This window comes from Streptomyces sp. CA-278952 (genome assembly GCF_028747205.1).
Lineage (GTDB): Bacteria > Actinomycetota > Actinomycetes > Streptomycetales > Streptomycetaceae > Streptomyces.
Genome location: NZ_CP112880.1, coordinates 5,497,534 through 5,521,583, shown reverse-complemented (window position 1 = coordinate 5,521,583; position 24,050 = coordinate 5,497,534). Strand labels below are relative to the sequence as shown.

General features: G+C 70.2%; 22 protein-coding genes and 3 pseudogenes. 11 read left to right on the top strand and 14 right to left on the bottom strand.

All coding sequences use genetic code 11. The features are described from left to right. Positions 1–13 precede the first annotated feature (13 nt). Positions 14–1,198 (top strand): cation:proton antiporter, encoded by a 1,185-nt coding sequence (locus N7925_RS24710; RefSeq protein WP_274345201.1) that lies wholly within the window; start codon positions 14–16, stop codon positions 1,196–1,198. A gap of 89 nt (positions 1,199–1,287) precedes the next feature. Here the strand turns inward: N7925_RS24710 and N7925_RS24705 are convergent, their stop codons facing one another. The 3 genes from N7925_RS24705 to N7925_RS24695 all read right to left on the bottom strand — a co-directional run bounded on the left by N7925_RS24705 (position 1,288) and on the right by N7925_RS24695 (position 4,009). Next, entirely contained in the window at positions 1,288–2,433 is a 1,146-nt protein-coding gene (locus tag N7925_RS24705) for a PP2C family protein-serine/threonine phosphatase (RefSeq protein ID WP_274345200.1), read from the bottom strand. A gap of 132 nt (positions 2,434–2,565) precedes the next feature. After that, a complete protein-coding gene (locus N7925_RS24700) occupies positions 2,566–3,390 on the bottom strand; it encodes an Fpg/Nei family DNA glycosylase (RefSeq protein WP_265601638.1) in 825 nt (274 codons plus the stop codon). Positions 3,391–3,520: 130 nt separating this feature from the next. Then, complete coding sequence (locus N7925_RS24695; RefSeq protein ID WP_265601637.1) at positions 3,521–4,009, bottom strand: ribose-5-phosphate isomerase; 489 nt, start codon at positions 4,007–4,009, stop codon at positions 3,521–3,523. A 225-nt stretch (positions 4,010–4,234) separates the two neighbouring features. Between N7925_RS24695 and N7925_RS24690 the strand changes: the two genes are divergently transcribed. Further along, positions 4,235–5,668, top strand: coding sequence for an amino acid permease (locus N7925_RS24690; RefSeq protein WP_265601636.1), 1,434 nt, complete (start codon positions 4,235–4,237; stop codon positions 5,666–5,668). A 120-nt stretch (positions 5,669–5,788) separates the two neighbouring features. Further along, entirely contained in the window at positions 5,789–7,081 is a 1,293-nt protein-coding gene (locus N7925_RS24685) for an FAD-binding oxidoreductase (RefSeq protein WP_274345199.1), read from the top strand. 7 nt (positions 7,082–7,088) lie between these two features. On the opposite strand, the gene N7925_RS24680 is transcribed toward N7925_RS24685, so the two are convergent. Continuing rightward, complete coding sequence (locus N7925_RS24680) at positions 7,089–7,682, bottom strand: biotin transporter BioY (RefSeq protein WP_007448903.1); 594 nt, start codon at positions 7,680–7,682, stop codon at positions 7,089–7,091. Positions 7,683–8,085: 403 nt separating this feature from the next. On the opposite strand from N7925_RS24680, the gene N7925_RS24675 reads away from it, so the two are divergent. The 4 genes and pseudogenes from N7925_RS24675 to N7925_RS24660 all read left to right on the top strand — a co-directional run. Then, positions 8,086–9,525 carry an amino acid permease gene (locus tag N7925_RS24675; RefSeq protein ID WP_265601634.1) on the top strand — a complete coding sequence of 480 codons (1,440 nt, stop codon included), beginning with the start codon at positions 8,086–8,088 and terminating at the stop codon, positions 9,523–9,525. 120 nt (positions 9,526–9,645) lie between these two features. After that, positions 9,646–11,130 carry an amino acid permease gene (locus N7925_RS24670; RefSeq protein ID WP_274345198.1) on the top strand — a complete coding sequence of 495 codons (1,485 nt, stop codon included), beginning with the start codon at positions 9,646–9,648 and terminating at the stop codon, positions 11,128–11,130. A gap of 282 nt (positions 11,131–11,412) precedes the next feature. Beyond that, a complete protein-coding gene (locus N7925_RS24665; RefSeq protein ID WP_274345197.1) occupies positions 11,413–12,480 on the top strand; it encodes a glycerophosphodiester phosphodiesterase family protein in 1,068 nt (355 codons plus the stop codon). Positions 12,481–12,652: 172 nt separating this feature from the next. After that, positions 12,653–12,813: pseudogene (locus tag N7925_RS24660) on the top strand (epoxide hydrolase); the annotation flags it as partial. A gap of 29 nt (positions 12,814–12,842) precedes the next feature. Here the strand turns inward: N7925_RS24660 and N7925_RS24655 are convergent. Beyond that, complete coding sequence (locus tag N7925_RS24655) at positions 12,843–13,514, bottom strand: Dps family protein (protein WP_274345196.1); 672 nt, start codon at positions 13,512–13,514, stop codon at positions 12,843–12,845. Positions 13,515–13,614: 100 nt separating this feature from the next. Next, positions 13,615–15,834, bottom strand: a complete 2,220-nt coding sequence (tkt, locus tag N7925_RS24650; protein WP_274345195.1) for a transketolase — start codon at positions 15,832–15,834, stop codon at positions 13,615–13,617. Positions 15,835–16,146: 312 nt separating this feature from the next. On the opposite strand from tkt, the gene N7925_RS24645 reads away from it, so the two are divergent. The 3 genes and pseudogenes from N7925_RS24645 to N7925_RS24640 all read left to right on the top strand — a co-directional run bounded on the left by N7925_RS24645 (position 16,147) and on the right by N7925_RS24640 (position 17,951). Further along, a complete protein-coding gene (locus N7925_RS24645; RefSeq protein WP_265601629.1) occupies positions 16,147–16,788 on the top strand; it encodes a superoxide dismutase in 642 nt (213 codons plus the stop codon). Positions 16,789–16,934: 146 nt separating this feature from the next. Further along, positions 16,935–17,112: pseudogene (locus tag N7925_RS36215) on the top strand (DUF2071 domain-containing protein); the annotation flags it as partial. A 179-nt stretch (positions 17,113–17,291) separates the two neighbouring features. Further along, positions 17,292–17,951: a CatB-related O-acetyltransferase gene (locus N7925_RS24640; RefSeq protein WP_274345194.1), complete on the top strand. Its 660-nt coding sequence runs from the start codon at positions 17,292–17,294 to the stop codon at positions 17,949–17,951. A gap of 68 nt (positions 17,952–18,019) precedes the next feature. Here the strand turns inward: N7925_RS24640 and N7925_RS24635 are convergent, their stop codons facing one another. The 5 genes from N7925_RS24635 to N7925_RS36210 are packed head-to-tail and all read right to left on the bottom strand — an operon-like array spanning position 18,020 to position 21,719. Next, positions 18,020–18,973, bottom strand: a complete 954-nt coding sequence (locus N7925_RS24635) for an SUKH-3 domain-containing protein (protein WP_274345193.1) — start codon at positions 18,971–18,973, stop codon at positions 18,020–18,022. Next, positions 18,970–19,359 carry a YwqJ-related putative deaminase gene (locus tag N7925_RS24630; protein WP_274345192.1) on the bottom strand — a complete coding sequence of 130 codons (390 nt, stop codon included), beginning with the start codon at positions 19,357–19,359 and terminating at the stop codon, positions 18,970–18,972. The genes N7925_RS24635 and N7925_RS24630 overlap by 4 nt, the downstream gene beginning before the upstream one ends. Next, on the bottom strand, positions 19,352–19,825 hold the full coding sequence (locus N7925_RS24625; RefSeq protein WP_274345191.1) for an SUKH-3 domain-containing protein: 474 nt from the start codon (positions 19,823–19,825) through the stop codon (positions 19,352–19,354). Before N7925_RS24625 ends, N7925_RS24630 begins: the two co-directional genes overlap by 8 nt. Before the next feature lie 13 nt (positions 19,826–19,838). After that, a complete protein-coding gene (locus tag N7925_RS24620; protein ID WP_274345190.1) occupies positions 19,839–21,530 on the bottom strand; it encodes a YwqJ-related putative deaminase in 1,692 nt (563 codons plus the stop codon). Positions 21,531–21,581: 51 nt separating this feature from the next. Further along, positions 21,582–21,719: a hypothetical protein gene (locus N7925_RS36210; protein ID WP_443032364.1), complete on the bottom strand. Its 138-nt coding sequence runs from the start codon at positions 21,717–21,719 to the stop codon at positions 21,582–21,584. Between the two features lie 72 nt (positions 21,720–21,791). Here N7925_RS36210 and N7925_RS36205 point away from each other — a divergent pair. Further along, a pseudogene (locus N7925_RS36205) lies at positions 21,792–21,914 on the top strand (antibiotic acetyltransferase); the annotation flags it as partial. A 524-nt stretch (positions 21,915–22,438) separates the two neighbouring features. Here N7925_RS36205 and N7925_RS24610 read toward each other — a convergent pair. The 3 genes from N7925_RS24610 to N7925_RS24600 all read right to left on the bottom strand — a co-directional run bounded on the left by N7925_RS24610 (position 22,439) and on the right by N7925_RS24600 (position 23,910). Next, positions 22,439–22,750, bottom strand: coding sequence for a hypothetical protein (locus N7925_RS24610; protein WP_274346551.1), 312 nt, complete (start codon positions 22,748–22,750; stop codon positions 22,439–22,441). A gap of 111 nt (positions 22,751–22,861) precedes the next feature. Continuing rightward, positions 22,862–23,071: a DUF397 domain-containing protein gene (locus tag N7925_RS24605; RefSeq protein WP_274345189.1), complete on the bottom strand. Its 210-nt coding sequence runs from the start codon at positions 23,069–23,071 to the stop codon at positions 22,862–22,864. Then, positions 23,068–23,910, bottom strand: coding sequence for a helix-turn-helix domain-containing protein (locus N7925_RS24600; RefSeq protein ID WP_274345188.1), 843 nt, complete (start codon positions 23,908–23,910; stop codon positions 23,068–23,070). The genes N7925_RS24605 and N7925_RS24600 overlap by 4 nt, the downstream gene beginning before the upstream one ends. Positions 23,911–24,050: the final 140 nt, after the last annotated feature.

Sequence of the window (24,050 nt, the reverse complement as noted above, 5' to 3'; positions counted from 1 at the left end):
CACCCTCCTCGCCATGGGCGGCGCCTTCCTGGCCGCTGCCGTCCTCGCCCGTCTCGGCGGCCGCATCGGGCTGCCGACGATTCCCTTGTTCATCCTGGCCGGGATCCTCCTGGGCCCGCACACCCCCGGCTACACGCTTCTGAAGAATCCGCACGACCTGGAGATGCTCTCCGCGCTGGGACTCGTCCTCCTGCTCTTCTACTTGGGGCTCGAGTTCCACATGGACGACCTCAAGACGGGCGGCCGGAAGATGGCCATCGCCGGCGGGACGTACCTCCTGCTGAACGTCGGCGCCGGTCTCGCCTTCGGCTTCGCGCTGGGCTGGGGCACGGCGGAGGCGCTGGTCCTCGCCGGTGTCCTCGGCATCTCCTCGTCCGCGATCGTCACCAAGATCCTGGTGGACCTCGGGCGCATCGGGAATCCGGAGACCCGGCCGATCCTCGGCATCATCGTCGTCGAGGACATCTTCCTCGCCCTGTACCTCGCCGCGCTCCAGCCGATCCTGTCCGGTGCGGACAGCCTCTCGGCCGCGCTGATCGACGGCGGCAAGGCCTTCGGCTTCCTGTTGCTGCTCGCCCTGGCGGCCCGGTTCGGCACGAAGCTCATCGGCAAGCTCATGAACACCAAGGACGACGAGCTGCTCGTCATCTCCTTCCTCGGCGTGGCCGTCTTCGTCGCCGGTGTCTCGGAGATGTTCGGCGTCGCCGACGCGATCGGTGCGTTCATGGTGGGCCTGATGCTCGGCTCCACCTCGTCCGCCGAACGAATCCTGAAGCTGGTCCACCCGCTCCGCGACGCGTTCGGCGCGATCTTCTTCTTCGCCTTCGGCCTCTCCATCGACCCGGGCGACCTTCCGAGCGTGCTGTGGCCGGTGCTGGCCGCCGTGGTGCTGACGCTCGCCATGAACATCGCGGCCGGGCTCGCGGCGGCGAAGGTGTACTCCTTCGGCGCACAGGCCACGTCCAACATCGCCACCACCCTGGTCGCCCGCGGTGAGTTCGCGCTCATCCTGGCCACGATGGCGGCGGCCGCCGGACTGGACGAGCGGCTCTCGCCGTTCATCGCCGGCTACGTCCTCCTGCTCGCCGTCCTCGCGCCGCTGGCCGCCGGACGCTCCCACTGGCTGACCCGCATCCTGCCGGGCGGCCGCAAGAAGGACGACGACCAGGACCAGAAACAGGTACCGGTGTCGGTCTGAGCGGTGGCGAACGGCCCAGAGGCGCCCCGATACCCGGTCTCCGGGTGACGGGCGCCTCTCCGCCGTTCGCCGTCCTGGCCGAAGGCCGCTCAGGCCCGGCGGGAGAGCAGCAGCAGGGCCCGGTCGTCGTTGACGTCCTTGGCGCAGGCCTCGATCAGATGCCAGGCCGCACCCTCGAAGCCGGTGGAGACATAGCGGTCGGCCTCGCCCGTCAGCCGGTCGATGCCCTCGGACATGTCCCGGTCGGAGGCCTCCACCAGACCGTCGGTGAAGAGCATCAGGACGTCGCCCGGCGCGAGCGATCCCTTCACCGCGTCGAACTCGGCCCCGTCGTAGACGCCGAGCAGGGGTCCCTCCCCGGACTTCTCCTCCCACCGGCCCGTGCCCGCGTGGAGTTGGAGGGCGGGCGGATGCCCTGCGGAGAAGATCTCGTAGTCGCCCGATTCCAGGTCCAGCACCAGATGGATCGAGGTGGCGAACCCCTCGTCCCAGTCCTGGCGCAGCAGATAACCGTTGGCGGCGGGCAGGAAGGCGTGCGGGGGCAGCGAGCCGAGCAGCCCGCCGAAGGCGCCGGACAGCAGCAGGGCCCGGGAGCCCGCGTCCATGCCCTTGCCGGAGACGTCGGTGAGGACGGCCTCCAAGGTGCGGCCCCCGTGGGTGCGGGCCGCGACGACGAAGTCCCCGGAGAACGACTGGCCGCCGGCCGGGCGCAGGGCCATCTCGCGGTGCCAGCCCTGGGGCAGCCGGGGCAGAGCGCTCTGGACCCGGATGCGTTCGCGCAGGTCGAAGAGCATCGTGCCGCCGCGCCGCCAGGGCACGCCGACCCGGGCCCGGAACTGGGCCAGGATCAGCCCGAAGAAGCCGCAGGCCGCGACGGTGAGCACCGTGCCGGGAGTGACCCGGGCGGGGCCGTCCAGGTACGGGCCGAGGGTGAGCGCCTCGACGATCAGTGCGCCGGCGGCCGTCGCGTAGAGGCCCAGCAGGCTGGCGGGGCGCAGCAGGAGGCCGCCCGCCACGATGGGCAGGGCGAGGGCGGCGGGGTCGATCCAGACCGGGCTCGCGATGGTGGCGAGGGTGATGGCCGGGATCGTCAGCAGCAGACCGGCCAGGGCGATCCAGTCGGAACCGTCGCCGCGGAAGTAGTCGACCCCGGATTTGCGCAGGCCGATGCGGGCCCGGTGCAGGTTCCTGCGCCACCGGGCCCCAAAATCGTCTACTCCTCCGCTACGGGCCACTGCCGGGACCTTATCGACCCGGACGCCTCCGGTGCAGGGGGACCCCGGTGACAATGTGCTCGAAATGGGGTCGTCCGCGCGGCGGGAGCTGATTTCGCATGGCATATGACATGGATACGCGGGGTCGGGGCGTCAGTCGCCGGAAGGTCCCGGGGGCTGGCACCGGGGGCACCAGAAGAGGTTGCGGGAGACCAGGTCCGCGGTGCGGATCTCCGTACGGCAGATGTGGCAGGGCAGGTTCGCGCGGCGGTAGACGTAGACCTCGCCGCCGTGGTCGTCCTTGCGGGGCGGGCGGCCCATGGCCTCGGGGAGGTGCTCGGGGCGGACGGTGTCGATCCGGTTGTTCCGCACGCCTTCGCGCATCAGCTCCCCCAGGTCCGCCCAGATCGTGTCCCACTCGGCGCGGGTGAGGTCCCTGCCCGTGCGGTACGGGTCGATGCCGTGGCGGAAGAGGACCTCGGCGCGGTACACGTTGCCGACGCCCGCGATGACCTTCTGGTCCATCAGCAGGGCGGCGACGGTGGTCCGGCTGCGGGAGATCCGCTGCCAGGCGCGCTCGCCGTCCTCGTCGCCGCGCAGCGGGTCCGGGCCCAGGCGCTCGTGTATCGCGCGCTTCTCGGGCTCGGTGATCAGGGCGCAGGTGGTGGGGCCGCGCAGATCCGCGTGGTGGCCGGCGTTGACCAGCCGGAGGCGGACCGTGTCGGTGGGCGGCGGGGGCGGGGCGGCGCCGAAGCCGAGCTTGCCGAAGAGGCCGAGGTGGATGTGGACCCAGCCGGTGTCGCCGAAGCCGAGGAAGAGGTGCTTGCCGTGGGCGTCGGTGGCGGTGAGGGTCCGCCCGTCGAGCAGGGCCGCGCTGTCGGAGAACTTGCCCTGCGGGCTGCTCACCCGTACCGGCGCGCCCGCGAACCGTTCCGCGTGGTCGTCGGCGAGGCGGCGGATGGTGTGTCCCTCGGGCACGGCGGGGCTCCTGCTGGAAGGGCGGGCGGCGGTAGGGGTGCGCCGGGCGGCTGTACGGCTGTGCCGGGCGGCGGCATGGCCGTGCCGCCGGGCCCGGGACCCGGCGGCACGGGAGAGGGTGGTGGGCGGGTCAGCCCTGCTGCGGGTGGTGGGCGGGGATCGGGGGGAGCTCGCCGGTGTTCTCGTACGCCGCGAGCATCTCGATGCGGCGCGTGTGGCGCTCCTCGTTCGAGTACGGCGTGGTGAGGAAGATCTCGACGAACTTCGTGGACTCCTCGACCGTGTGCATCCGGCCACCGATGGCGACGACGTTGGCGTCGTTGTGCTCACGGCCGAGGGCGGCGGTCTGCTCGCTCCAGGCCAGCGCGGCGCGGACGCCCTTGACCTTGTTGGCGGCGATCTGCTCGCCGTTGCCGGAGCCGCCGATCACGATGCCGAGGCTGTCCGGGTCGGCGGCCGTCTTCTCGGCGGCGCGCAGGCAGAACGGCGGGTAGTCGTCCTGGGCGTCGTAGATGTGGGGGCCGCAGTCGACGGCCTCGTGGCCGTGGGCGCCGAGCCACTCGACGAGGTGGTTCTTGAGTTCGTAGCCGGCATGGTCGGATCCGAGGTACACGCGCATGGTGCGAAGTGTGGCACGAACTTCGCGGGGTAGCGGTCAGCGGGGTCGGGGCCTCCCGCCGCGTTCGCCGTGGTCAACACCGTTCGGGCAACGATCAGGCAAACGATCCGAAAGAGGGGGTTCCGCTTCCGCCTCTTTCCGGGCTTGAATGCGTGGTCCTGTCTTCGCACCACCCCACGGCGGAGCAGGGCGCACCCTCACGCACCAACCGTAAGGATTCCCCCCATGACGTCGCAGACGACGCTGGCGAAGCCGGGCCAGGAGCCCGGTGAGCCGGACCGGCCGGACTCGTCGGGCGGGCTTCAGGCAGGTCTGAAGAACCGCCACCTCTCGATGATCGCGATCGGCGGTGTGATCGGCGCCGGGCTCTTCGTGGGTTCCAGCGCGGGTATCGCGGCCGCGGGCCCGGCGATTCTGCTGTCGTACGCGATGGTCGGCCTGATGGTCGTCCTCGTGATGCGGATGCTCGGCGAGATGGCCGCCGCCCGGCCGAGCTCCGGTTCCTTCTCCGCCTACGCCGACCAGGCGCTCGGCCGTTGGGCCGGCTTCTCCATCGGCTGGCTCTACTGGTTCTTCTGGGTCGTGGTGCTCGCCGTCGAGGCCACGGCGGGCGCGAAGATCCTGGAGAGCTGGATCCCGGGGGTCCCCCAGTGGGCCTGGGCACTGATCGTGATGGTCGTGCTGACCGCCACCAACCTGGTCTCGGTGGGCAGTTACGGCGAGTTCGAGTTCTGGTTCGCCGGGATCAAGGTCGTGGCGATCGGCGCGTTCGTGGTCATCGGCTTCCTCGCGGTCTTCGGCTTCCTGCCCGGGTCGGACCACGCGGGATCGGGTCTGGCGCATCTGACGGACAGCGGCGGGTTCTTCCCCGAGGGGCCCGGCGCGATCCTGACCGGTGTGCTGATGGTCGTCTTCTCGTTCATGGGCAGTGAGATCGTGACGCTGGCCGCCGGTGAGTCGTCGGACCCGCAGCGGGCCGTCTCCAAGGCCACCAACAGCGTGATCTGGCGTATCGCCGTCTTCTACCTCGGCTCGATCTTCGTGGTGCTGACGCTGCTGCCGTGGAACGACCCGTCGATCGTCGAGAAGGGCAGCTATGTCGCCGCCCTCGACGTGATCGGGATCCCGCACGCCGGGCAGGTCATGGACTTCATCGTGCTGACGGCCGTGCTGTCCTGCCTCAACTCCGGCCTCTACACCGCCTCCCGGATGGCGTTCTCGCTCGGCGAGCGGGGCGACGCGCCGAAGGCCTTCGCCAAGGTCAACAAGCGCGGTGTGCCGCAGGCGGCGATCCTGTCCTCGGTCGTCTTCGGCTTCGTGGCGGTGTTCTTCAACTACCAGTGGCCCGACACGGTGTTCCAGTTCCTGCTGAACTCCTCCGGCGCGGTCGCGCTCTTCGTGTGGCTGGTCATCTGCTTCACCCAGCTGCGGATGCGCGGGATCATCCTGCGCGAGACCCCCGGCAAGCTGGTCGTACGGATGTGGCTCTTCCCGTACCTCACCTGGGCGACGATCGCGATGATCTCCTTCGTCCTGGTCTACATGCTGACCGACGACGCCGCCCGCGAGCAGGTCGTGCTGTCGTTGCTGGTCGCGGCCGTGGTGGTGGGCGTCTCGCTGTTCCGGGAGATGCGCGCTCGCAAGGCCGTGGCCAAGTGATCCGCCGGTGATCCGCGGCTGACCCGCACCCGTTCGACCGATACCTGACAGAGGTTGTCACGTATCCCGGGGAGGCTCTTCCTCGCACCGCCGAAACGCGAGCGAAGGAGAGCCTCCCCCATGTCGTACCAGCCCAGTGGATCCGCACCCGCCACCTTCCAGACCGGCTTCCCGATCCGGCCCGGCCGACTGGTCGAGGCCGCCACGCCCGACGACGTACGGGAGGCCGTGGCGTACGCCGCCGCGCGCGGGCTCCCCGTCGCCGCGCACGCCACCGGCCACGGGCTGCCCGGGGCGGTCGAGGGCGGCGTCCTCGTCGTCACCCGCGCCCTGGACTCCGTCGCCGTCGACCCGGTCCGCCGCACCGCCCTGATCGGTGCGGGCGCGACCTGGGGCGCGGTGACCGCGGCGACGACTCCGCACGGACTGGCCCCGCTGAACGGCTCGTCGCCCTCGGTGGGCGCGGTCTCGTACACACTGGGCGGCGGGCTGGGCATCCTGGCCCGGGAGTTCGGGTACGCCGCCGACCATGTGCGGGCGCTGGAGGTGGTGACCGCCGACGGGGTTTCGCGCCGGGTCACGCCGGAGCGCGAGCCGGAGCTGTTCTGGGGGCTGCGCGGCGGCGGGCACCGGCTGGGGGTGGTGACCGCCCTGGAGATCGGCCTGGTGGCGGTGGAGCGGCTGTACGGGGGCTCGATCGCGTATGCCGGGGAGCGGGCGGCCGAGGTGGCGGGCCGCTATACGGAGTGGACCCGGACCGTGCCGGAGTCGCTCACTTCCTCGCTGGCCGCGCTCGTCTATCCGGACCTGCCGCAGCTGCCCGAGGAGTTGCGCGGGCGGTACGTCGTCTCGGTGCGGGTCGCCTTCACGGGGGACGCGGCCGAGGGCGAGCGGCTGGTGGCCCCGCTGCGGGGCATCGGTCCGGTGCTCGCGGACTCGTTGCGGGAGATGCCGTACGCCGAGAGTCCCACCATCCACAGCGACCCGCCGTTCCCGCACGCGTACTACGGGGAGGGGCTGGTGCTCCGGGAGCTGGACGCGGGGCGGGCGGCCCGGGTGCTGGAGCTGACCGGGCCCGGGGCCCCGATGATGACGGTGGTGCAGCTCAACCATCTCGGCGGGGCGTTGGCCGGGCGGCCGGAGGCGGCGAACGCGGTGCCGTACCGGGACGCGGGCTTCCTGCTGCGGCTGCTGTCGCCGCTGGACGGGACGGACGTGGCGGCGGTGCGCTCGCTGTACGGGGAGGTGTCCGGGGTGCTGGGGCCGCTCGTTCAGGGGCGGTCGCTGAACTTCTCCTTCGGTGGCGGGGACCGTACCGCCGGTCTCCATGAGCCGGAAACGGCGAAGAGGCTCGCCGGTCTGGTCTCCCAGTTCGATCCGGCGGGCCTCTTCGGGGGGCCTTACGAGGGCTGAGCAGGGGTCAGCCGCGGCGGCCCAGCAGCTTCCAGGTGGTCGGCAGGAGGCCCATGGCCAGTGCCGCCTTGAGGGCGTCGCCGATCAGGAAGGGGACGAGGCCGGCGGCGACGGCGGCGCTCAGCGACATCCCGGTGGACAGCGCGAGGTAGGGCACGCCGATGGCGTAGATGATCGCGGAGCCGAGGACCATCGTGCCCGCGGTGCGCAGTACGGAGCGGTCGCCGCCGCGCCGGGCGAGGGCGCCGACGACGGTGGCGGCCAGGAGCATGCCGAAGACGTAGCCCAGGGACGGCATCGACCAGCCCGAGGAGGCCTCGGCGAACCACGGCATGCCGGCCATGCCGACGAGCGCGTACAGCGCGAGGGAGAGGAAGCCTCGGCGGGCGCCCAGCGCGGTGCCGATGAGGAGCGCGGCGAAGGTCTGGCCGGTGACCGGCACCGGGGAGCCGGGGACCGGGACGGCGATCTGGGCCGCGATGCCGGTCAGGGCGGCGCCGCCGAGGACGAGGGCCGCGTCCACGGCGTAGCGGTGCCGGGCTGCGGGCAGCAGGTCGGCGAGGACCGCTCCGGAGCGGACGGGGGCGGCAGCAGTGCTCATCGGGACTCCGCGGGTGAGGGCAGTGGGCCGGGACGGCCCCCGCCGGGCAGGGTGGGGTCGGGCTCCCGCCGACGTTAGCCCACGGGTTAACGCTCGATCACCATCAGCCGCCCACAAAGCGGCGGTTGATGCCTTGGTGGGATTCGCACAAAGGCCGGGCGGTAATCGCTCGCCCGCGTGACGCTCGTCACGGAGGTGAGGGGGGCCTCGGCGCATTTTGGCGGGGAGGGCGGCGATCGGCGAGACTGTAGCTTCCCCATAAACGACGAGACTGTAGCTTCCCCGTACACGACGAGACTCCAGCTCCCCCCTGGACGATCAGCTCGCTCTGGTCGGCCCCCGGACGACTCGCCACACCGCTACGACTCGCTGCGACCCGCTGATCCGAGAGTGACCCTCCCCCATGCACGAGGCCCCTCCCCCCACCCCGGCTTCCACGCCTGCGTCCACCGCCGTCCCGGCCGAGCCGCTGTCGCACGGACTCAAGCAGCGCCATCTGACGATGCTGGGGCTCGGAGGGGTGATCGGGGCGGGGCTCTTCGTGGGCTCCGGCGCGGGGATCGCGGTGGCGGGGCCCGCCATCGTCGTCTCGTATCTGATCGCGGGGGCCCTCGCGATGCTGGTGATGCGGATGCTGGGCGAGATGTCCGCCGCGATGCCCGCCTCCGGTTCGTTCTCCGTGCACGCCGAGCGGGCGCTCGGGCGGTGGGCCGGGTTCAGCGTCGGCTGGCTGTACTGGTTCCTGCTGGTGGTGGTCCTCGCCGTGGAGGCGACGGCGGCCGCGCAGATCGCCCATGGCTGGGTGCCGGGCGTCGAACCGTGGGCGTGGGTGCTGCTGTTCATGGTGGTGTTCACCGCGGCGAATCTGACGGCGGTGAAGAACTTCGGCGAGTTCGAGTTCTGGTTCGCCTCCTTGAAGGTCGGCGCGATCGTCGTCTTCCTGGTGCTCGGGCTGCTGGCCGTCCTCGGATGGCTCCCGGACACCGATCCGGTCGGGATGGCCAACCTGACCGGCCAGGGCGGCTTCCTGCCGAACGGCTGGAGCGGGGTCGTCTCCGGTGTGCTGACCGTGGTCTTCGCCTTCGGCGGTCTCGAGGTCGTCACCATCGCCGCCGCCGAGACGGACGACCCCGCGCGCGCGGTGGGGCGTGCGGTGCGCAGCGCGGTGGTGCGCATCCTCTTCTTCTACGTCGGCTCGATGCTGGTGATCGTGACCGTGCTGCCGTGGACCGCGCAGCAGGCGGGGCTGAGCCCGTATGTGAAGGTGCTGGACGCGATCGGGGTCCCGTCGGCCGGGCAGATCATGAACATCGTGGTGTTCGTGGCGCTGCTCTCGGCGCTCAACGCCAATCTGTACGGCTCCTCCCGCATGGTCTTCTCGCTGGCGGAGCGCGGGGAGGCCCCGCGCGGGCTGCTGAAGGTCTCGGGCGCCCCCGGGGCGGGCGGGGTTCCCCGGCGGGCGGTGCTGGCCTCGGTGGCCTTCGGCTTCGTCTCCGTCCTGCTCAACCTGGTGTGGCCGGACACGGTGTTCCTCTACATGCTCAACTCGGTCGGCGCGGTGCTGCTGTTCGTGTGGGCGCTGATCGCCGCCTCCCAGCTGCGGCTGCGCGCCCGGCTGGAGCTGGAGGCCCCCGAGGCGCTCTCGCTGCGGATGTGGTGCTTCCCGTATCTGACCTGGGTGACGCTGGCCGGGCTGTTCGGGGTGCTGGTGCTGATGCTGACCGACGAGGCGGCGCGCCCGCAGGTGCTGTGGTCGGCCGGGGCGACGGCCTTGGTGCTGCTGGTGGCGGTGGGACGGCAGCGGCGGGAGCAGCACGGGAAACCTGCCGTTACCGACCGGTAGGCGGGTGTGTACCTTGTGTGAGCCTGGTGACCGTATAGCGGACGCCTGTTCCCTGTGAACGGTGCGGATGCTCAGACTGTGGGTTCGCCCCCTGTCTCAGCTACCGAACAGAGCCCGTCCATGGATCGGACCTCCGCGTCTCCCCCCACCGCTGACTCCGCGGCCCCCGCCGGCCCCTCGGCGGACTCCGCGCTCACCCACGGACTCAAACAGCGCCACCTCTCGATGATCGCCCTCGGCGGGGTGATCGGCGCCGGGCTGTTCGTCGGCTCGGGCGCCGGGATCGCCGCGGCGGGCCCCTCGATCGTCGTGGCGTACGCCATTTCCGGACTGCTCGTCATGATGGTGATGCGCATGCTCGGCGAGATGTCGGCCGCCAATCCGGCGTCCGGTTCCTTCTCCGTGCACGCCGAGCGGGCGATCGGCCCGTGGGCCGGGTTCACCGCGGGCTGGTCCTTCTGGTTCCTGCTCTGTGTCGCCGTGGGCCTGGAGGGCATCGGGGCCGCGCAGATCGTCAGCGGCTGGCTGCCGGGGACGCCGGAGTGGGCGTGGGTCGCCCTGTTCATGGTGATCTTCCTCGGGACGAACCTGGCCGCCGTGAAGAACTTCGGCGAGTTCGAGTTCTGGTTCGCCGCTCTCAAGGTCATCGCGATCACGCTGTTCCTGGTGCTCGGCCTGCTGGCGATCCTGGGCTTGCTGCCCGACACGGACGCCCCCGGCCTGTCCAACCTCACGGGGGACGGCGGCTTCCTCCCCCAGGGCATGGACGGGTTCATCATCGGACTCCTCGCCTCCGTCTTCGCGTACGGCGGTCTGGAGACCGTCACCATCGCGGCGGCCGAGTCCGAGAACCCGGTGCAGGGCGTCGCGAAGGCGGTCCGTACGGCGATGTGGCGCATCGCGGTGTTCTACATCGGCTCGATGGCGGTCATCGTCACGCTGGTCCCCTGGGACGACCCGAAGGTCGCCGAGGTCGGCCCGTTCTACGCGATGCTCGACCACCTCGGCATCGGGTCGGCCGCGCAGATCATGAACGTGGTCATCCTCATCGCCCTGCTCTCCGCGATGAACGCCAACATCTACGGGGCGTCCCGCATGGCCCGGTCGCTGGTCGCCCGCGGCCAGGGCCCGGCCGTGCTCGGGAAGATCTCCTCCGGGGTGCCGCGCAACGCCGTGCTGTTCTCCTCGGTCTTCGGCTTCGCGTGCGTGCTGCTCAGCTACTGGCGGCCCGACGACGTCTTCCCGTGGCTGCTGAACATGATCGGCGCGGTGATCCTGGTGGTGTGGATCTTCATCGCGGCCTCCCAGCTGATCCTGCGCGGCCGCACCGAGCGGGAGGCGCCCGAGAAGCTCGTCGTGCGGATGTGGTTCTTCCCCGTCGGCACGATCGTCGCCCTGGCGGCCATGGTGGGCATCTTCCTGCTGATGCTGCGCCAGCCGGACACCCGGGACCAGCTGCTGGCCACGGGAGCGCTGACCGTGGTGCTGATCGGCATCGGCCTCGTACGTCAGCGGCGACGGGGCGGCGACGGCGGGAGCAGCGCCGACGGGAGCAGCGCCGACGGCGGCGACGGCACGGCCGCGATCCCGGCGCAGCGGAAGTAGCTCCCGCTGCCGGCCGCCTCGCGGTACCGGCTCCCGGGCGGCTCGCGGGGCCGGGTTCCCGGGCGGCTCGCGGCAGCAGGTTCCCGAGCGCCCTCTACGAACGCCGGGCTCCTCCTCGTACGATCGGGGCGGAGCCCGGCGTTTCGGCGTCCGGCGTTCCGGTGTGTGGTTCCGGCGCCGCGCGCACCCGTGGCCAACAGGACATCGCAGAGCCGGGTACCGTACGCCGGGCCGTCATCCGCCCTCGCTTCCGTGGTGGCTCCACCCACCCGAGGAGCCGTCATGTCCGTTGCCCCCAGGCGTCGTTCGATCCTCCTGGCCACCGCCGCCGTCACCGCCGCGGCCACCGCCCCGGCCGTCGCCGCCCCCGCCGGCCGGGGCCCCCACCGCCCGTCGGGCCCCCTGGTCATCGGGCATCGCGGGGCGGCGGGCTGGCGGCCCGAGCACACCGCCGACGCGTACACCTATGCCGTACGGGCCGGGGCCGACTGGATCGAGCCGGATCTCGTGCCGACGAAGGACCACGTCCTGGTCGTGCGGCACGAGAACGAGATCGGCGGGACGACGGACGTCGCGCGCCGCCCCGAGTTCGCGGACCGCCGCACCACGAAGACCGTCGACGGCAAGGCGGTGACCGGCTGGTTCACCGAGGACTTCCTCCTGCGCGAGCTGCGGGCGCTGCGCACGGTGGAACGGCTTCCGCTGGTCCGCGACCGCAACACGGTCTTCGACGGGCGGGGCTCGGTGATGACCTTCCAGGAGGTGGTCGACCTGGCCCGGCGGCTGTCCCGGGAGTCGGGCCGGCGGATCGCGGTGTTCCCGGAGACGAAGCACCCGACGTACTTCCGCTCGATCGGGCTGCCGCTGGAGGAGGAGCTGATCCGGGTGATCCGCCGGAACCGGCTGACCGCCCGGGACTGCGTCGTCCAGTCCTTCGATCCCGCGAGCCTGCGCCGGGTGGCCGCGGCCCGCCTCGGCCTCCCGCTGTGGCAGGCGCTGGGCACGAGCGGCGGCCCGTACGGGCACGGGGCCACCTACCGGGACATGATGACCCCGGCCGGGCTCCGCGAGATCGCCTCGTACGCGCAGTGGATCGGCCCGGACAAGTCCTCGCTCGTCCCGCCGAGCACCCTGCTGGCGGACGCACACGCGGCGGGCCTGAAGGTCGGCGCGTACACCTTCCGGGCGGAGAACCAGTACCTCCCGGCCGCGTACCGCCGGGGCAGTGCGCCCACCGCCTTCGGCGACGCGTTCGCCGAGTACGCCTTCCACTACGGGCAGGGCGTGGACGCGGTGGTGACGGACTTCCCGGACCTGGCGGCGCAGGCCAGGGACGACCTGCGGGCGTGACTCCCGCCGGGCGGGGCGGCGGATGTGGAAACGTTCCTGGCAACAGCGCTTCCTCCTGCCCGGAAGGGACCACGCCATGGCCGTCCCGCACGTCTTCCCCCTGGAGCCCACCCCGACCCGTGTGTCCGACCAGAGATCCTGCACATCATCCTTGAGGGCAACCTCGCCGCCCGCCGACGAGCGCGTCCGGGCGTTCGAGAACGGCCCGCAGGCGGAGTGGTTCAACCACGTCAACGTCAACGCCCATGACCACGGCGGGCACTTCATCCCCTGAGCAACCCCGACGCGTGGGTGAGCGACCTGCGCCGCACCTTCCGCGGCCGCAGGCCCTGAACGCTTCCGTCCAGGGCCGCCGGGCCTCCTCAGCGGGTGGTGCGCCTGCTCGCCGTGTTCTTCTTGGCCGCCTTCTTGGCGGTCTTCTTCGCCGGGGCGGGCAGCGCCGTCTTCTTGGCGGGGGTGCGCTTGGCGGCAGCCTGCTTCGGGGACGCGGCCTCGGCCGCCTCCTCCTCGGTGTCGGCGCCGGCGTTCGACAGGGCGCCGGAGCCGGACTCCAGGTGGGCCCGGACGAACCACTGGAACTGCTCCAGGCCACGCAGGTGCTCGATGAGCAGATCCTCGGTGACGGGGTCGATCTCGCCGGCCTTCTCGACCGCCTCACGATGGCTTTCGATGACGCCCGTGTAGACGAGGTCCAGGGCGCCGAGATGGGCGATGGCGTCGGCACGCCCGACGCTGTAGTCGTCCCAGGTGCGCTCCCTGACCAGGGCGCCGGGGGTGCCGTTCGGTTCGCCGCCGAGGGCGGAGATGCGCTCGGCGGCGGCGTCGGCCATGTCCCGTACGGCGGTGGTCTGCGGGTCGAGCATCTCGTGGACGGCGATGAAGTGCGGCCCGACGACGTTCCAGTGGATGTGCTTGAGCGTGAGCGCGAGGTCGTTGAGCGCGTGCAGGCGCAGCGTCAGGAGGTCGATGACCTGCCGGCCCTCGTCGACGCCGAGGCCGGGAACGGTGTAGCGGGGGGTGCGTGCGGGGGACATGGGGCTCCTCTGCGGGGTGAACAACGGTGATGGTGATGGTGATGGTGTCGGTGGGTCGGGGGTGGTGGGTCGTGGGTGGTGGCGGGGGGCGTGGGGTCGCCTAGCCGACGTCTCCGGTGCCGCCCTCGGTCGGGGCCGCGCCGGGGCGCTCCCCGCCGGGCCGCACGGGTCCGGCCGCCGCGCGGATGCTCTCCCGTGCGGCGTCGGCGACCGCGCGGGGTGTGATGCCGAACTCCTCGTACAGCCGCTCGTAGGCGGCGGACGCGCCGAAGTGCTCCAGGCTCACCATGCGGCCCGCGTCCCCCACCACATCCCGCCAGCCCTGGGCGACGGCGGCCTCAACGCTGACCCGGGCCCGGACCTCGGGCGGCAGGACGGCGTCCTGGTAGGCGTACGGCTGCTCGGCGAACCACTCGCGGCAGGGCAGGGAGACCACACGCGCGTCGTGTCCCTCGGCGGCCAGCACGTCGCGCGCCTCCAGGGCGATGTGGACCTCGGATCCGGTCGCGACGAGGATGACGTCGGGCGTCCCGCCCCGGCTGTCGGCGAGTACGTAGCCGCCCCGGGCGGCCCCCTCGGCGGGGGCGTACGCGTCGTCCCCCCGCTCCAGGACGGGCAGCGGCTGCCGGGTCAGGGCGAGACCGGCGGGCCGGTCGTGGTGCTCCAGGACGGTGCGCCAGCACACGGCCGTCTCGTTCGCGTCGGCGGGCCGTACGACGTCGAGGCCGGGGATCGCGCGGAGGGCGGCGAGCTGCTCGACGGGCTGGTGGGTGGGGCCGTCCTCGCCCAGGCCGATGGAGTCATGGGTCCAGACGTAGGTGACCGGGAGCTTCATCAGGGCGGCGAGCCGGACGGCCGGGCGCATGTAGTCGCTGAAGATCAGGAACGTACCGCCGTAGGGGCGGGTGAGGCTCTGGAGCGCGACGCCGTTGAGGATCGCGCCCATGGCGTGCTCGCGGATGCCGAAGTGGAGCGTGCGGCCGTAGGGGTTGCCGGGGAACTCGCCGGTCTGCTTGGACTCCGGCACGAAGGACGGCTCGCCCTCCATGGTGGTGTTGTTGCTCCCCGCGAGGTCGGCCGAGCCACCCCACAGCTCGGGCAGCACGGGGGCCAGCGCGGTGAGCACATCGCCGGACGCCTTGCGGGTGGCGATGCCCTTGGGGTCGGCGTCGAACACGGGAAGGCTGTCGGTCCAGCCCTCGGGGAACTTCTGCTCCCGCAGCCGGTCGAGGAGTTCGGCGCGTTCGGGGTGGGTGGAGCGCCACTCCTGATAGCCGGGCTCCCAGGCGCGGTGGGCATCGGCCCCGCGCTCGACGACCGCGCGGGCGTGTTCCAGTACGTCGTCCTCGACGGCGAAATCGGCGTTCGGGTCGAAGCCGAGCAGCTTCTTGGTGGCGGCGACCTCCTCGTCGCCGAGGGCGGAGCCGTGGGCCTTGCCGGTGTTCTGCTTGGTGGGTGCGGGCCAGCCGATGATCGTGCGCAGGAGGATCAGGGAGGGCCGGCCGCGCTCGCTCTTGGCGGCTTCGACGGCGGCGAGCAGGGCGTCGACGTCCTCGACGTAGTCGCCGGTCCGGGTGAAGTCGACCGTGTGGACGTCCCAGCCGTACGCGGCGTAGCGGGCGGTGACGTCCTCGCTGAAGGAGATGTCGGTGTCGTCCTCGATGGAGATGTGGTTGGAGTCGTAGAAGACGATGAGATTCCCGAGCTCCTGGTGCCCCGCCAGTGAACTGGCCTCGGACGTCACGCCCTCCATCAGGTCGCCGTCGGAGGCGACGACGTACACGTGGTGGTCGAAGGGGCTCGTGCCGGCCGGGGCGTCGGGGTCGAGGAGGCCGCGCTCGCGGCGGGCCGCCATGGCCATGCCGACGGCCGAGGCCAGTCCCTGCCCGAGCGGTCCGGTGGTGATCTCGACGCCCCGGGTGTGCCGGTACTCCGGGTGGCCGGGCGTGGCGGAACCCCAGGTGCGCAGCGCCTCCAGGTCCGTCAGCTCCATGCCGTAGCCGCTCAGGTACAGCTGGATGTAGAGGGTGAGGCTGGAGTGGCCGCAGGACAGCACGAAGCGGTCCCGGCCGAGCCACTGGTCGTCGGCCGGGTCGTGCCGCATCACCTGCTGGAACAGCAGGTACGCCAGCGGCGCCAGGCTCATCGCGGTGCCCGGGTGGCCGTGGCCCGCCTTCTGCACGGCGTCGGCGGCCAGCACCCGCACGGTGTCGACGGCGCGGACGTCGAGCGGCCCCCAGCCTGCCGCGTCCGCGAGGGGCGGGGCCAGTCGCGGGTCGCGACCGTCGTTCGGGCCGTTGGGCGTTTCGGCGGGTGCCATCAAGTCCTCCTGATCAGTGGAGCGGGCGGGCAGCGGGGCGCGCCAGCGGTCCCGGCCCCGGGCCGCCCGGCTGATGGGCCGGGTCCCCCGTAACGACGGGACCAAACGCGCGACAGTGTGCGCAGCGCGGAATAAGGAGCAAATCACCTTTGCCGCGCAAAAAGGAGGAAGAGGGAGGGAGTGGACGGCCAGCGCCGTAAGTCCTAGGCCGAAGGGCTGATCACTTCGGAGCACTCCTGCTGTTAGCCTGCTCTTGCATATAACTTGCAATAACAACTGGACGGCATTCCCAGCAGTCGGAGGGCTCGCACCATGGCCACGTACACGCTCCCGGAACTCCCGTACGACTACGCGGCGCTCGAACCGGTCATCAACCCGCAGATCGTCGAGCTGCACCACGACAAGCACCACGCCGCGTACGTCAAGGGCGCGAACGACACCCTGGAGCAGCTGGAGGAGGCCCGCGACAAGGAGGCCTGGGGCGCGATCAACGGCCTTCAGAAGAGCCTCGCGTTTCACCTCTCCGGCCACATCCTGCACTCGATCTACTGGCACAACATGACCGGCGACGGCGGCGGCGAGCCCCTCGCGGCGGACGGCGTGGGCGACCTCGCCGACGCGATCACCGAGTCCTTCGGCTCCTACGCGGGCTTCAAGTCCCAGCTGACGAAGGCCGCGGCGACCACCCAGGGTTCCGGCTGGGGCGTGCTCGCGTACGAGCCCGTGAGCGGCAGGCTGATCGTCGAGCAGGTCTACGACCACCAGGGCAACGTCGGCCAGGGCTCGGTCCCGGTCCTCGTGTTCGACGCCTGGGAGCACGCCTTCTACCTGCAGTACAAGAATCAGAAGGTGGACTTCATCGAGGCGATGTGGCGGGTCGTCAACTGGCAGGACGTGGCGAAGCGTTACGCCGCCGCCAAGGAGCGTGCGGACGTGCTGTTGCTCGCCCCCTGACCGGAGACCGGCGCAGCGCGCCACCACGGACGTCCTGCCTCGTGATCGTCTTCTCCACCTTCACCACGGCAGGCGGATGAACGGGGAGCCCCCGCGAGGACATGACTCGCGGGGGCTCTCCCATGGCGGCGGCCCTGCTGCCCGCGGACGCGACCGTGGAGACCGCCGACGAACTTCGGGCAGCGGGCTGTTCACGGACCTGGAGGAGGCGTCGGAGTTCTTCCGCCTCGGCAGCCGGGGCCTTCCCCCAACACCGGCGGGGACCACTTGGACGTCCTCGAACTGTCCACGGAAGCCTGGCAGGTGACGGCGGGCCGGTCCCGTTGCGGGTGGGGTGCGGGGCGGGGGCGGTAGCCGCGTAGAGGCGGCCGCGCACGGGGGCCGAGCAGGGGCGCCGGGCGGTCCCGGCGGGCGGGAAAATGCTCGCACCCCGCCGGGCCCGGATGCCACGATGATCTACGCCCGTCCGCCCGTACCTCCTCTCCCTCCCCGGAAGCGACCTCATGACTTCTGCCCCCGCGCCCGTCCCGGCCGACCCCACCGTCCTGCACCCGATGCCCGGCCAGCCGCGCGTGGTGCAGCTGAAGCCCTTGGTCACCTCACCGCTGATCGAGGCCGGGGAGTACTCGTACTACGACGACCCCGAGCACGCCACGGAGTTCGAGACCCGCAACGTGCTCTACCACTACGGGCCGGAGCGCCTGGTGATCGGGAAGTTCTGCGCGTTCGGCACCGGGGTGCGGTTCATCATGAACGGCTCCAACCACCGCATGGACGGGCCGTCCACGTTCCCGTTCCCGACGCTCGGCGGCTCCTGGGCCGACCACTTCGACCTGCTGACGGGTCTGCCCAACCGGGGTGACACGGTGATCGGCAACGACGTCTGGATCGGCTACGAGGCCGTGATCATGCCGGGGGTCCGCATCGGGCACGGCGCGATCATCAGCTCGCGCTCCGTGGTGGTCTCCGACGTCCCCGACTACGGCATCGTCGGCGGCAACCCGGCCCGCCTGATCCGCACCCGGTACGCGGAGGCGGACGTCGCGCGCCTGCTGGCGGTGGCCTGGTGGGACTGGCCGGCGGACCACCTGACGCGCCACATCCGTACGGTGATGTCGGGCACGGTGGCGGAGCTGGAGGCGGCGGCGCCGCAGGCCGGGTAAGGGCGGAGCGGGTGGGCTCAAGTCCCCGGCCCTCGGCAACCGGTCAGCGCGCGCAGGTGCCCGGCTCGCTACCGCTCGATGTCCGCCCGCCGGGTGTACCGCGCCAGATCCTCGGCACAGAGGCGAACGGCTGCGCCGGCTCCGCCCACCGAAGCCCCCATGCCTGCCGACAGCGAGAGCTCTATCACCGCTGGCGTCGCAGCGTAGTGGCCCGTCCGCACAGAGCAGACGACAGAAGACAGCGGGGCGGTGGCGAGCGGCGGCACGCCAACGCTCACCTTCAGTTCACTCCCCAGCTCGGTGGCCCTTTCGGACTCGATCAGCGCTAGTGCCGCGGCCACCAGAGGTGCTGCGGCGTCCTCCAGCAACCCCCCGGGCAACGGAATGGCGCGATCCAGGGTCTCCACACCGATCCCCCGCAACGCCGTTACGGTCAAGCGTAGTTCGCAGGCGCTGTACACCTGTCGGTGGTGAAGGACGTACACGGCCACCAGCGCGGTCCGGACAGCATCGAGAAGTGGCGTCCCTCCGGGCGTTGACGGTGCCGTCCATACCCACCGACGAGCGGCGATCCGGTGTGGAGCGTCTCCTTCTGCCAGCGCCGTAAGCCCCTCTTGCACTGTCCTTCCGAGCAGCCAACGACCGCCGTGGTCGATCGAGAAGAGGCGGCCCTGCTCATCGACCGCAAGCAGCGCGTCCGTGTCCGTGCGGCCGAACGGAAACAACCGGGTACCCAGGGCCTCGCCAAGCAACGCAAACGGCCGCAAGACGCTTCGCGCCTCCGTGGGATCAACAACGCATCCGGTGGCCGCCACAGCACGTCCCGGCCCCGTCGGGGATATGCGCAGTCCGTAAAACGCGCGCAAGGCCTGTTCGGCTGCAGGGAACAGCATCCAAGTAGCTCCATCGGCCACAGGCTCGACGAGCGCGATCGTCTTGAGAACGGCTGACATCGCATCATCCCTGACGTCACGGCCGTCATGCCATCCTGCGGCCGCCAGCACGTCATGGTTCGGTGTCATGCGTCCACGACGGTGACGCGGAGGCGGTCGAGCAGCGCCGAGCACGAGCGGCACACCGGAGCCGGAGTACCGTGCTCGGGGTCGCCGTGGCCCCGGATCTTCTTCGCGACCAGGGCGGCACCTGCGAGATGGACCGCACCCTCGTCGAGGGTGCTTGTTCCACCATCGGCGCGTTGGCGATCCAGACTCCACAACTGGTCCGAGATCAACGCGGACTCGGCGCAGTAGCCGATAAAGGCTTCGCGTTCCGCTACAGGAAGCGCATCGAAGAATTCGCGCACAGCCGGGTGCAGATCAGGCTGCTCGTCTCCGCCGAGGCTGGTATGGCTCGAAATTTTCCCGCGAACGAGCAGCGACGCGGCGACGCCCGGAATCAAGTCAGACAAAGTAATCCTCCGCATCATCCATTTCGCTGGACATAAGACTCATCAAGGCTTCGTGCTTTTCGCTTCCCAGATAGTAGGAACCAGTGTGATGAGAGAAGAAGAATCGACCGGCTTCATCCATGAGAATGGTGGATCCGTCATAAGTGTCATAACCGACCGGGAATAGCTTGACGCCGAGTTCTCCGGCCAGTTCAGCGACCTCCTCGGCGTCACCCTTGAACACAAGGTGCGGAGTGAAGATTGCGAAGTTCTCCGGAGCGGTGTCGATGACCGCCCGGAGGGAGACATGCTCCCGAATGAAGGCGAGTGCCGCCGCAGAGGGTTCGATGTCCACCCCGTAGGCACGGTAACGGCTGGTCACAGTCGCGACAGCCTCCTCCGCCTCCCGTGCGGCATCCCGTCCTGGGTACCACCCGGCTTCTGTCAGCCACGCGTCCACTTCTTCGGCCGTGGAAAGTATTGGCATCTTCACTCTCGTTCTAGGTGTGCGCAGTGACGCCGATCAGCGGCAGGATCCTGGAGCAGGATCGGCATGGCTCTTTGTAGTCACCGTGGTTTTTGAATCCCGTGGGCGAGTCCTGCTCTCCGATCTGAAGAGAGTAGACACGCGCGCCTTCCATGACTCTTCGAATGTCTTCTGCCGTACTTACCGCGGCCTTGTCTCTTTCTTCTATACCATGGAGCCGGTCGGAGACAAGCGCGATCTCGGCGCACTTACCATGCCCCGCACCGGGGTTCTCATTATCCGCTCGAATCTCCCTCTCCACTCGGTCGACCACGCTTTGGAGCGCGGGATGGGTCTCCAGGAGCGTCTGTCCGTGCCGTTTGGTCGAGCTGGAGTGACTCGTCAGGGTTCCCTCGTGCAACAGCCCTCCCGCACAGGATTTCACCAGGCGGTCCTTGCCAGGCGGATTATGCCCCGCCTCCCGGTCGCGGGCGTCGTCCGCCAGGCGGCGGGTCTCGCGGACCAGGGCGGCCCGTTGCTGCTCCTCGCTGAGGTGACTGACGTCGAGCGCGTCGCGCCGATGATGTTTCATCTTGCCGGCGCTTCTGCCGTGCCAGCCTGGCTGTGGGCTGATCGGCTTTCCGTTGGGTTCGCCCCCGGGCGTGCCGCCTCCTCCACCGTTGCGACCGCCTCCCCCACCTCCCCCAGGCCCGGCACCGGCGTCCTGGCCGGAACCGGACTGGATCTTCTTGATCCCATCGCGAACGTCCTGGTCGGATTCCTTGTGGATCTTCGAGCTCTTGGAAATGGAGTTGGGCAGCGTATTCCCGACATGGTCGCCAAGGTCTTTGAGCGCCTTGCCGAGCCTGTCGGTCACGCCGTCGATGGTGGTGTCGAGGACTGCCGTCAGAGAGTCCTTGCCCTTGGCCCGGCCATGGTGACCCTTGGCCTTCGTGAGCTTGCCACCGGTCTTTTCGCGCATGGATACCTGGACGCCGGCCAGGCGCATGCCCGTATTGGCGTGCGCGTCGTGATCGATGACCGGACCGGCTCCTGCGTGGGGGCCAGGACCGGTTGCCCCCGCTGCAGAGTTGAGCTGGAGTCCCACATCGCCCGCACGTACTGCCTGGTCGATATTGACCCCGTTTCGCACACCGGCCACGTTCAGCGCGGTCTGGATGGCCAGGTCCGCAACGACGTCCTCGATCGCGGCGACCGCGGGCTCCGTAAGGATGGCCACGATCTCCGCCACGGCAGCCTCTGCCATCTCCTTGAGGATCCTCTTGAACGCGATACGGGTGGCCGCGATCTTCGCCCCCGCCAGAAGGGTTGACAGGCCAGCTGTCACCGGAGCGAAGGCGAGCGTGATGCCCACGGTGGCGCAGAGGTCGGCCAGCTCTCCAACAGCGGCGATCTTCCGGGCCACGATCAGGTCCGCGACCCTGTCAAGAGCACCCGCAATGAGCCGGGCAGCTTTCGCCAGGTCCTTGTGCTTGCTCTGTACCTTCGACCAGTGCGTATCAAGAGCGGTCAGTGATTCGCTCTGTCCGCTGAGGAGCAGTTGCTGGATATGCCGGTGCGCGGCACCTCCGTCGTCCTCCGCGTCTTCCGCGAACTGCCTCAAAGCATCCGCCATGTCGCGGTAGGCATCTTCGTCGACGTTGGGCCAACCGACGCCGACCACGTCGAGCATGGTGTCGACGCCGTCAGGAATGGTGTAGCCCACAGTCAGCAACCCCCGTTGTGCGCAAGCCTGATTCCCTGCAGCCTTACCAACTCATCCTGCCACGCCGTCAGTCAGCGGTTCGAGCCGCGACCCGTAGAAACCGGCCAGCCGCGTGTGGTCCAGCCGAAGCCCCTGGTTGACCTCGGAGTTGGTGAAGGCCGGCGACCAGTAGCAGCACGAAATGGCCATGCACGCCACGGAGGGCGAGACCTGCAACGTGCTCTGCCACTACGGCCCGGAGCCTGGTCATCGGCCAGTTCCGCGGACGTCGCGCGCCTGCTGGCGGTGGCCTGGTGGGACTGGCCGGCGGACCACCTGACGCGCCACATCCGTACGGTGATGTCGGGCACGGTGGCGGAGCTGGAGGCGGCGATGCCGGGGGCGTCTCGGTCGCACCAGGCCGAGCGTGAGGTACGAGGCGGCCTCGGCGACCGCGCCGAGCAGCAGGAGGTAAGCGAGGGCGAGCAATGGGCAATTGCCCGGGAACCCGGCGAGGGACTCCTCGCGCTCCGTCACCCCGACCGGCACCCCGAGCACGAGCGCGACGCGCCACACCCCGGAGGGGACCGTCGACCACGCCGTGAAATGGGCGGCGCGGACCGCCCAGCGCGGGGGCGGCGGGACCGGGGCCCGCGCCGGTGGCGGCACGTGGGTTTCCGGCGGGGTGGGATCCGTCGTCGTCATACCCCGAATCTCGCGCGCCGCACAGCCCGACACGTCCTGCCGCGTGATGATCCGCCTCCGCCGCGCGGGGGAACGCGGCGAGGCTCGCGACCCGCGACGACACGGCACCGCGAACGCCCAGTGCCGAGAGCGCGGGTTCGCCGGGTTGTTCGGGCCGGCGGTCGACGTCACCGGGCCTCCTGCCGCCACGACCGCCGGCCCGGCGAACGTCTCCTGCCAGGGGACTACTCGTCGCGCATGACTTCGATCTCGGCGGCCAGCGCGGCCGCGTCGCGTGCACGCGTGTAGTACTTCCTCGCATACTCGTCGCTGATCGCCGGAAGAACTTTCTCGAACACCCCCACCAGCCTGATCAAGCCTCCTCGGGCCGGTTCGGGGAGCGGGCCTACGAGAACGCGGGAGACGTAGCCGGCGGTGTCCGCGTCGAGCATCACCATGTCCTGGTCCTCGACATCCAAGCCGCGGAACCCCGGGGGAAACGGCATGGCCCTGCACTCGGCCACAATCTGCGAGAGCGCGTCGAGCTTCTTCTGCATCACGCGGATACTCTGCCAGGCTCTGGGGGTGAGGTGCCCTTCGTGCCGCCGCACCGGACGTCACGGCACGTCCGAGCGCGCTGGCCCGACCCCCGTCTCCGGGCTGAGCCGTCAGCCGCCGAACGTGCCGGCCTTCACACCGTCGATGAACGCGGCCCAGTGGCCGGGGCCGTAGAACTGGAGCCCGGCGGCCGGATCCTTGCTGTCACGGACGGCCCGGCCGCCGTCGGCGGTGTGGGCGACCTCGACGCACTCGGTTCCCTGCCCCCCGGAGGAATACGAAGACCTCTCGAAGGAAGTCACTATGTCCAGGCTGCTCACGGTTCCTCGTTCCCTGCGGCGACACTGCTCGCGATCTTCTCGATGAAAGCCATGCTCTCAGTCCGCGTGAGGGCTGCCGACCTGAGCGTGTCAAAGGCGTGTACGTAGCTGGCCATGACATCGCGCTCTTCGAGGATGATGCAGTTGGCGACCGCATCAACAACGATCACTTCGGGGGAGGTCTCCTGGGCGTACGAAAGCCCGACGAACGCGGGCGACACTCGCGCAGCAGCCCACTCGGTGTGCGGCAGCACCTGAATGGTCATGTTGGGCTGCTTGGCCATCTTGTTGAGGTGGGCGAGCTGAGCCCGGTGAACAGCGGGGGAAGGCATCGGGCCGGTGATCGCCGGCTCCCAGATCACGGCAGCGAACCGTGCGCCCGTCTCCTCGAAGACACGGCGCCTCTCCTGCCTGACCTTGACGACCATGTCGGCCGCTTCCTCACTGATCACGTCCGGGCTGGCATCGGTCAACGCCCGCGTGTACTCGGGAGTCTGGAGGAGGCCCGGGATGAGAACCGGCTGCCAGGTCCGGATATATGTGGCGTCGGACTCCAGGGAAAGAAAGTCGCCCAGAATCTCCCGCACGGGTTGCCCGGCATCGAAGTCCATCCACCATCCACGCTTGTTACTGTCCCGCGCCAGCTTCTCCAGCAGCTGACGCTCGACAACATCCGCCACCTCGTACAGATCAAGCAGCACTCGCACATCGCCGACGCGTGCGCTGACCGTGCCCGATTCGATGCGGCTGATCTTTGCCGTGGAACATGCCACCGCATCGGCAGCGTGCTCCTGGTCCAGACACGCGTTCAGCCGCAGCCGCTTGAGTGCCGCACCCAACCTCCGACTGCGCACTGTGGGCTTCCCACCTGCGGGCATGGATCCCCCTCTCCCTTCCGGTCAGTCTGCCTGGCAACTGTTCGCTCTCGCTAGCGAGTTGCCTCGGACGAGTGAATGCAAGTTTGCACTACAGATTCACT

Bases quoted from the DNA above. Each gene is read 5' to 3' on its own strand.
- N7925_RS24645 (WP_265601629.1), top strand. From the start codon at position 16,147: ATGGCCACGTACACGCTCCCGGAACTCCCGTACGACTACGCGGCGCTC.
- N7925_RS24665 (WP_274345197.1), top strand. From the start codon at position 11,413: ATGTCCGTTGCCCCCAGGCGTCGTTCGATCCTCCTGGCCACCGCCGCC.
- N7925_RS24635 (WP_274345193.1), bottom strand. From the start codon at position 18,973: ATGACACCGAACCATGACGTGCTGGCGGCCGCAGGATGGCATGACGGC.
- N7925_RS24655 (WP_274345196.1), bottom strand. From the start codon at position 13,514: ATGTCCCCCGCACGCACCCCCCGCTACACCGTTCCCGGCCTCGGCGTC.
- N7925_RS24710 (WP_274345201.1), top strand. From the start codon at position 14: ATGGGCGGCGCCTTCCTGGCCGCTGCCGTCCTCGCCCGTCTCGGCGGC.
- N7925_RS24680 (WP_007448903.1), bottom strand. From the start codon at position 7,682: ATGAGCACTGCTGCCGCCCCCGTCCGCTCCGGAGCGGTCCTCGCCGAC.
- N7925_RS24610 (WP_274346551.1), bottom strand. From the start codon at position 22,750: ATGCAGAAGAAGCTCGACGCGCTCTCGCAGATTGTGGCCGAGTGCAGG.
- N7925_RS24690 (WP_265601636.1), top strand. From the start codon at position 4,235: ATGACGTCGCAGACGACGCTGGCGAAGCCGGGCCAGGAGCCCGGTGAG.
- N7925_RS24640 (WP_274345194.1), top strand. From the start codon at position 17,292: ATGACTTCTGCCCCCGCGCCCGTCCCGGCCGACCCCACCGTCCTGCAC.
- N7925_RS24695 (WP_265601637.1), bottom strand. From the start codon at position 4,009: ATGCGCGTGTACCTCGGATCCGACCATGCCGGCTACGAACTCAAGAAC.
- N7925_RS36210 (WP_443032364.1), bottom strand. From the start codon at position 21,719: ATGGCCATTTCGTGCTGCTACTGGTCGCCGGCCTTCACCAACTCCGAG.
- N7925_RS24625 (WP_274345191.1), bottom strand. From the start codon at position 19,825: ATGCCAATACTTTCCACGGCCGAAGAAGTGGACGCGTGGCTGACAGAA.
- N7925_RS24675 (WP_265601634.1), top strand. From the start codon at position 8,086: ATGCACGAGGCCCCTCCCCCCACCCCGGCTTCCACGCCTGCGTCCACC.
- tkt (WP_274345195.1), bottom strand. From the start codon at position 15,834: ATGGCACCCGCCGAAACGCCCAACGGCCCGAACGACGGTCGCGACCCG.
- N7925_RS24670 (WP_274345198.1), top strand. From the start codon at position 9,646: ATGGATCGGACCTCCGCGTCTCCCCCCACCGCTGACTCCGCGGCCCCC.
- N7925_RS24685 (WP_274345199.1), top strand. From the start codon at position 5,789: ATGTCGTACCAGCCCAGTGGATCCGCACCCGCCACCTTCCAGACCGGC.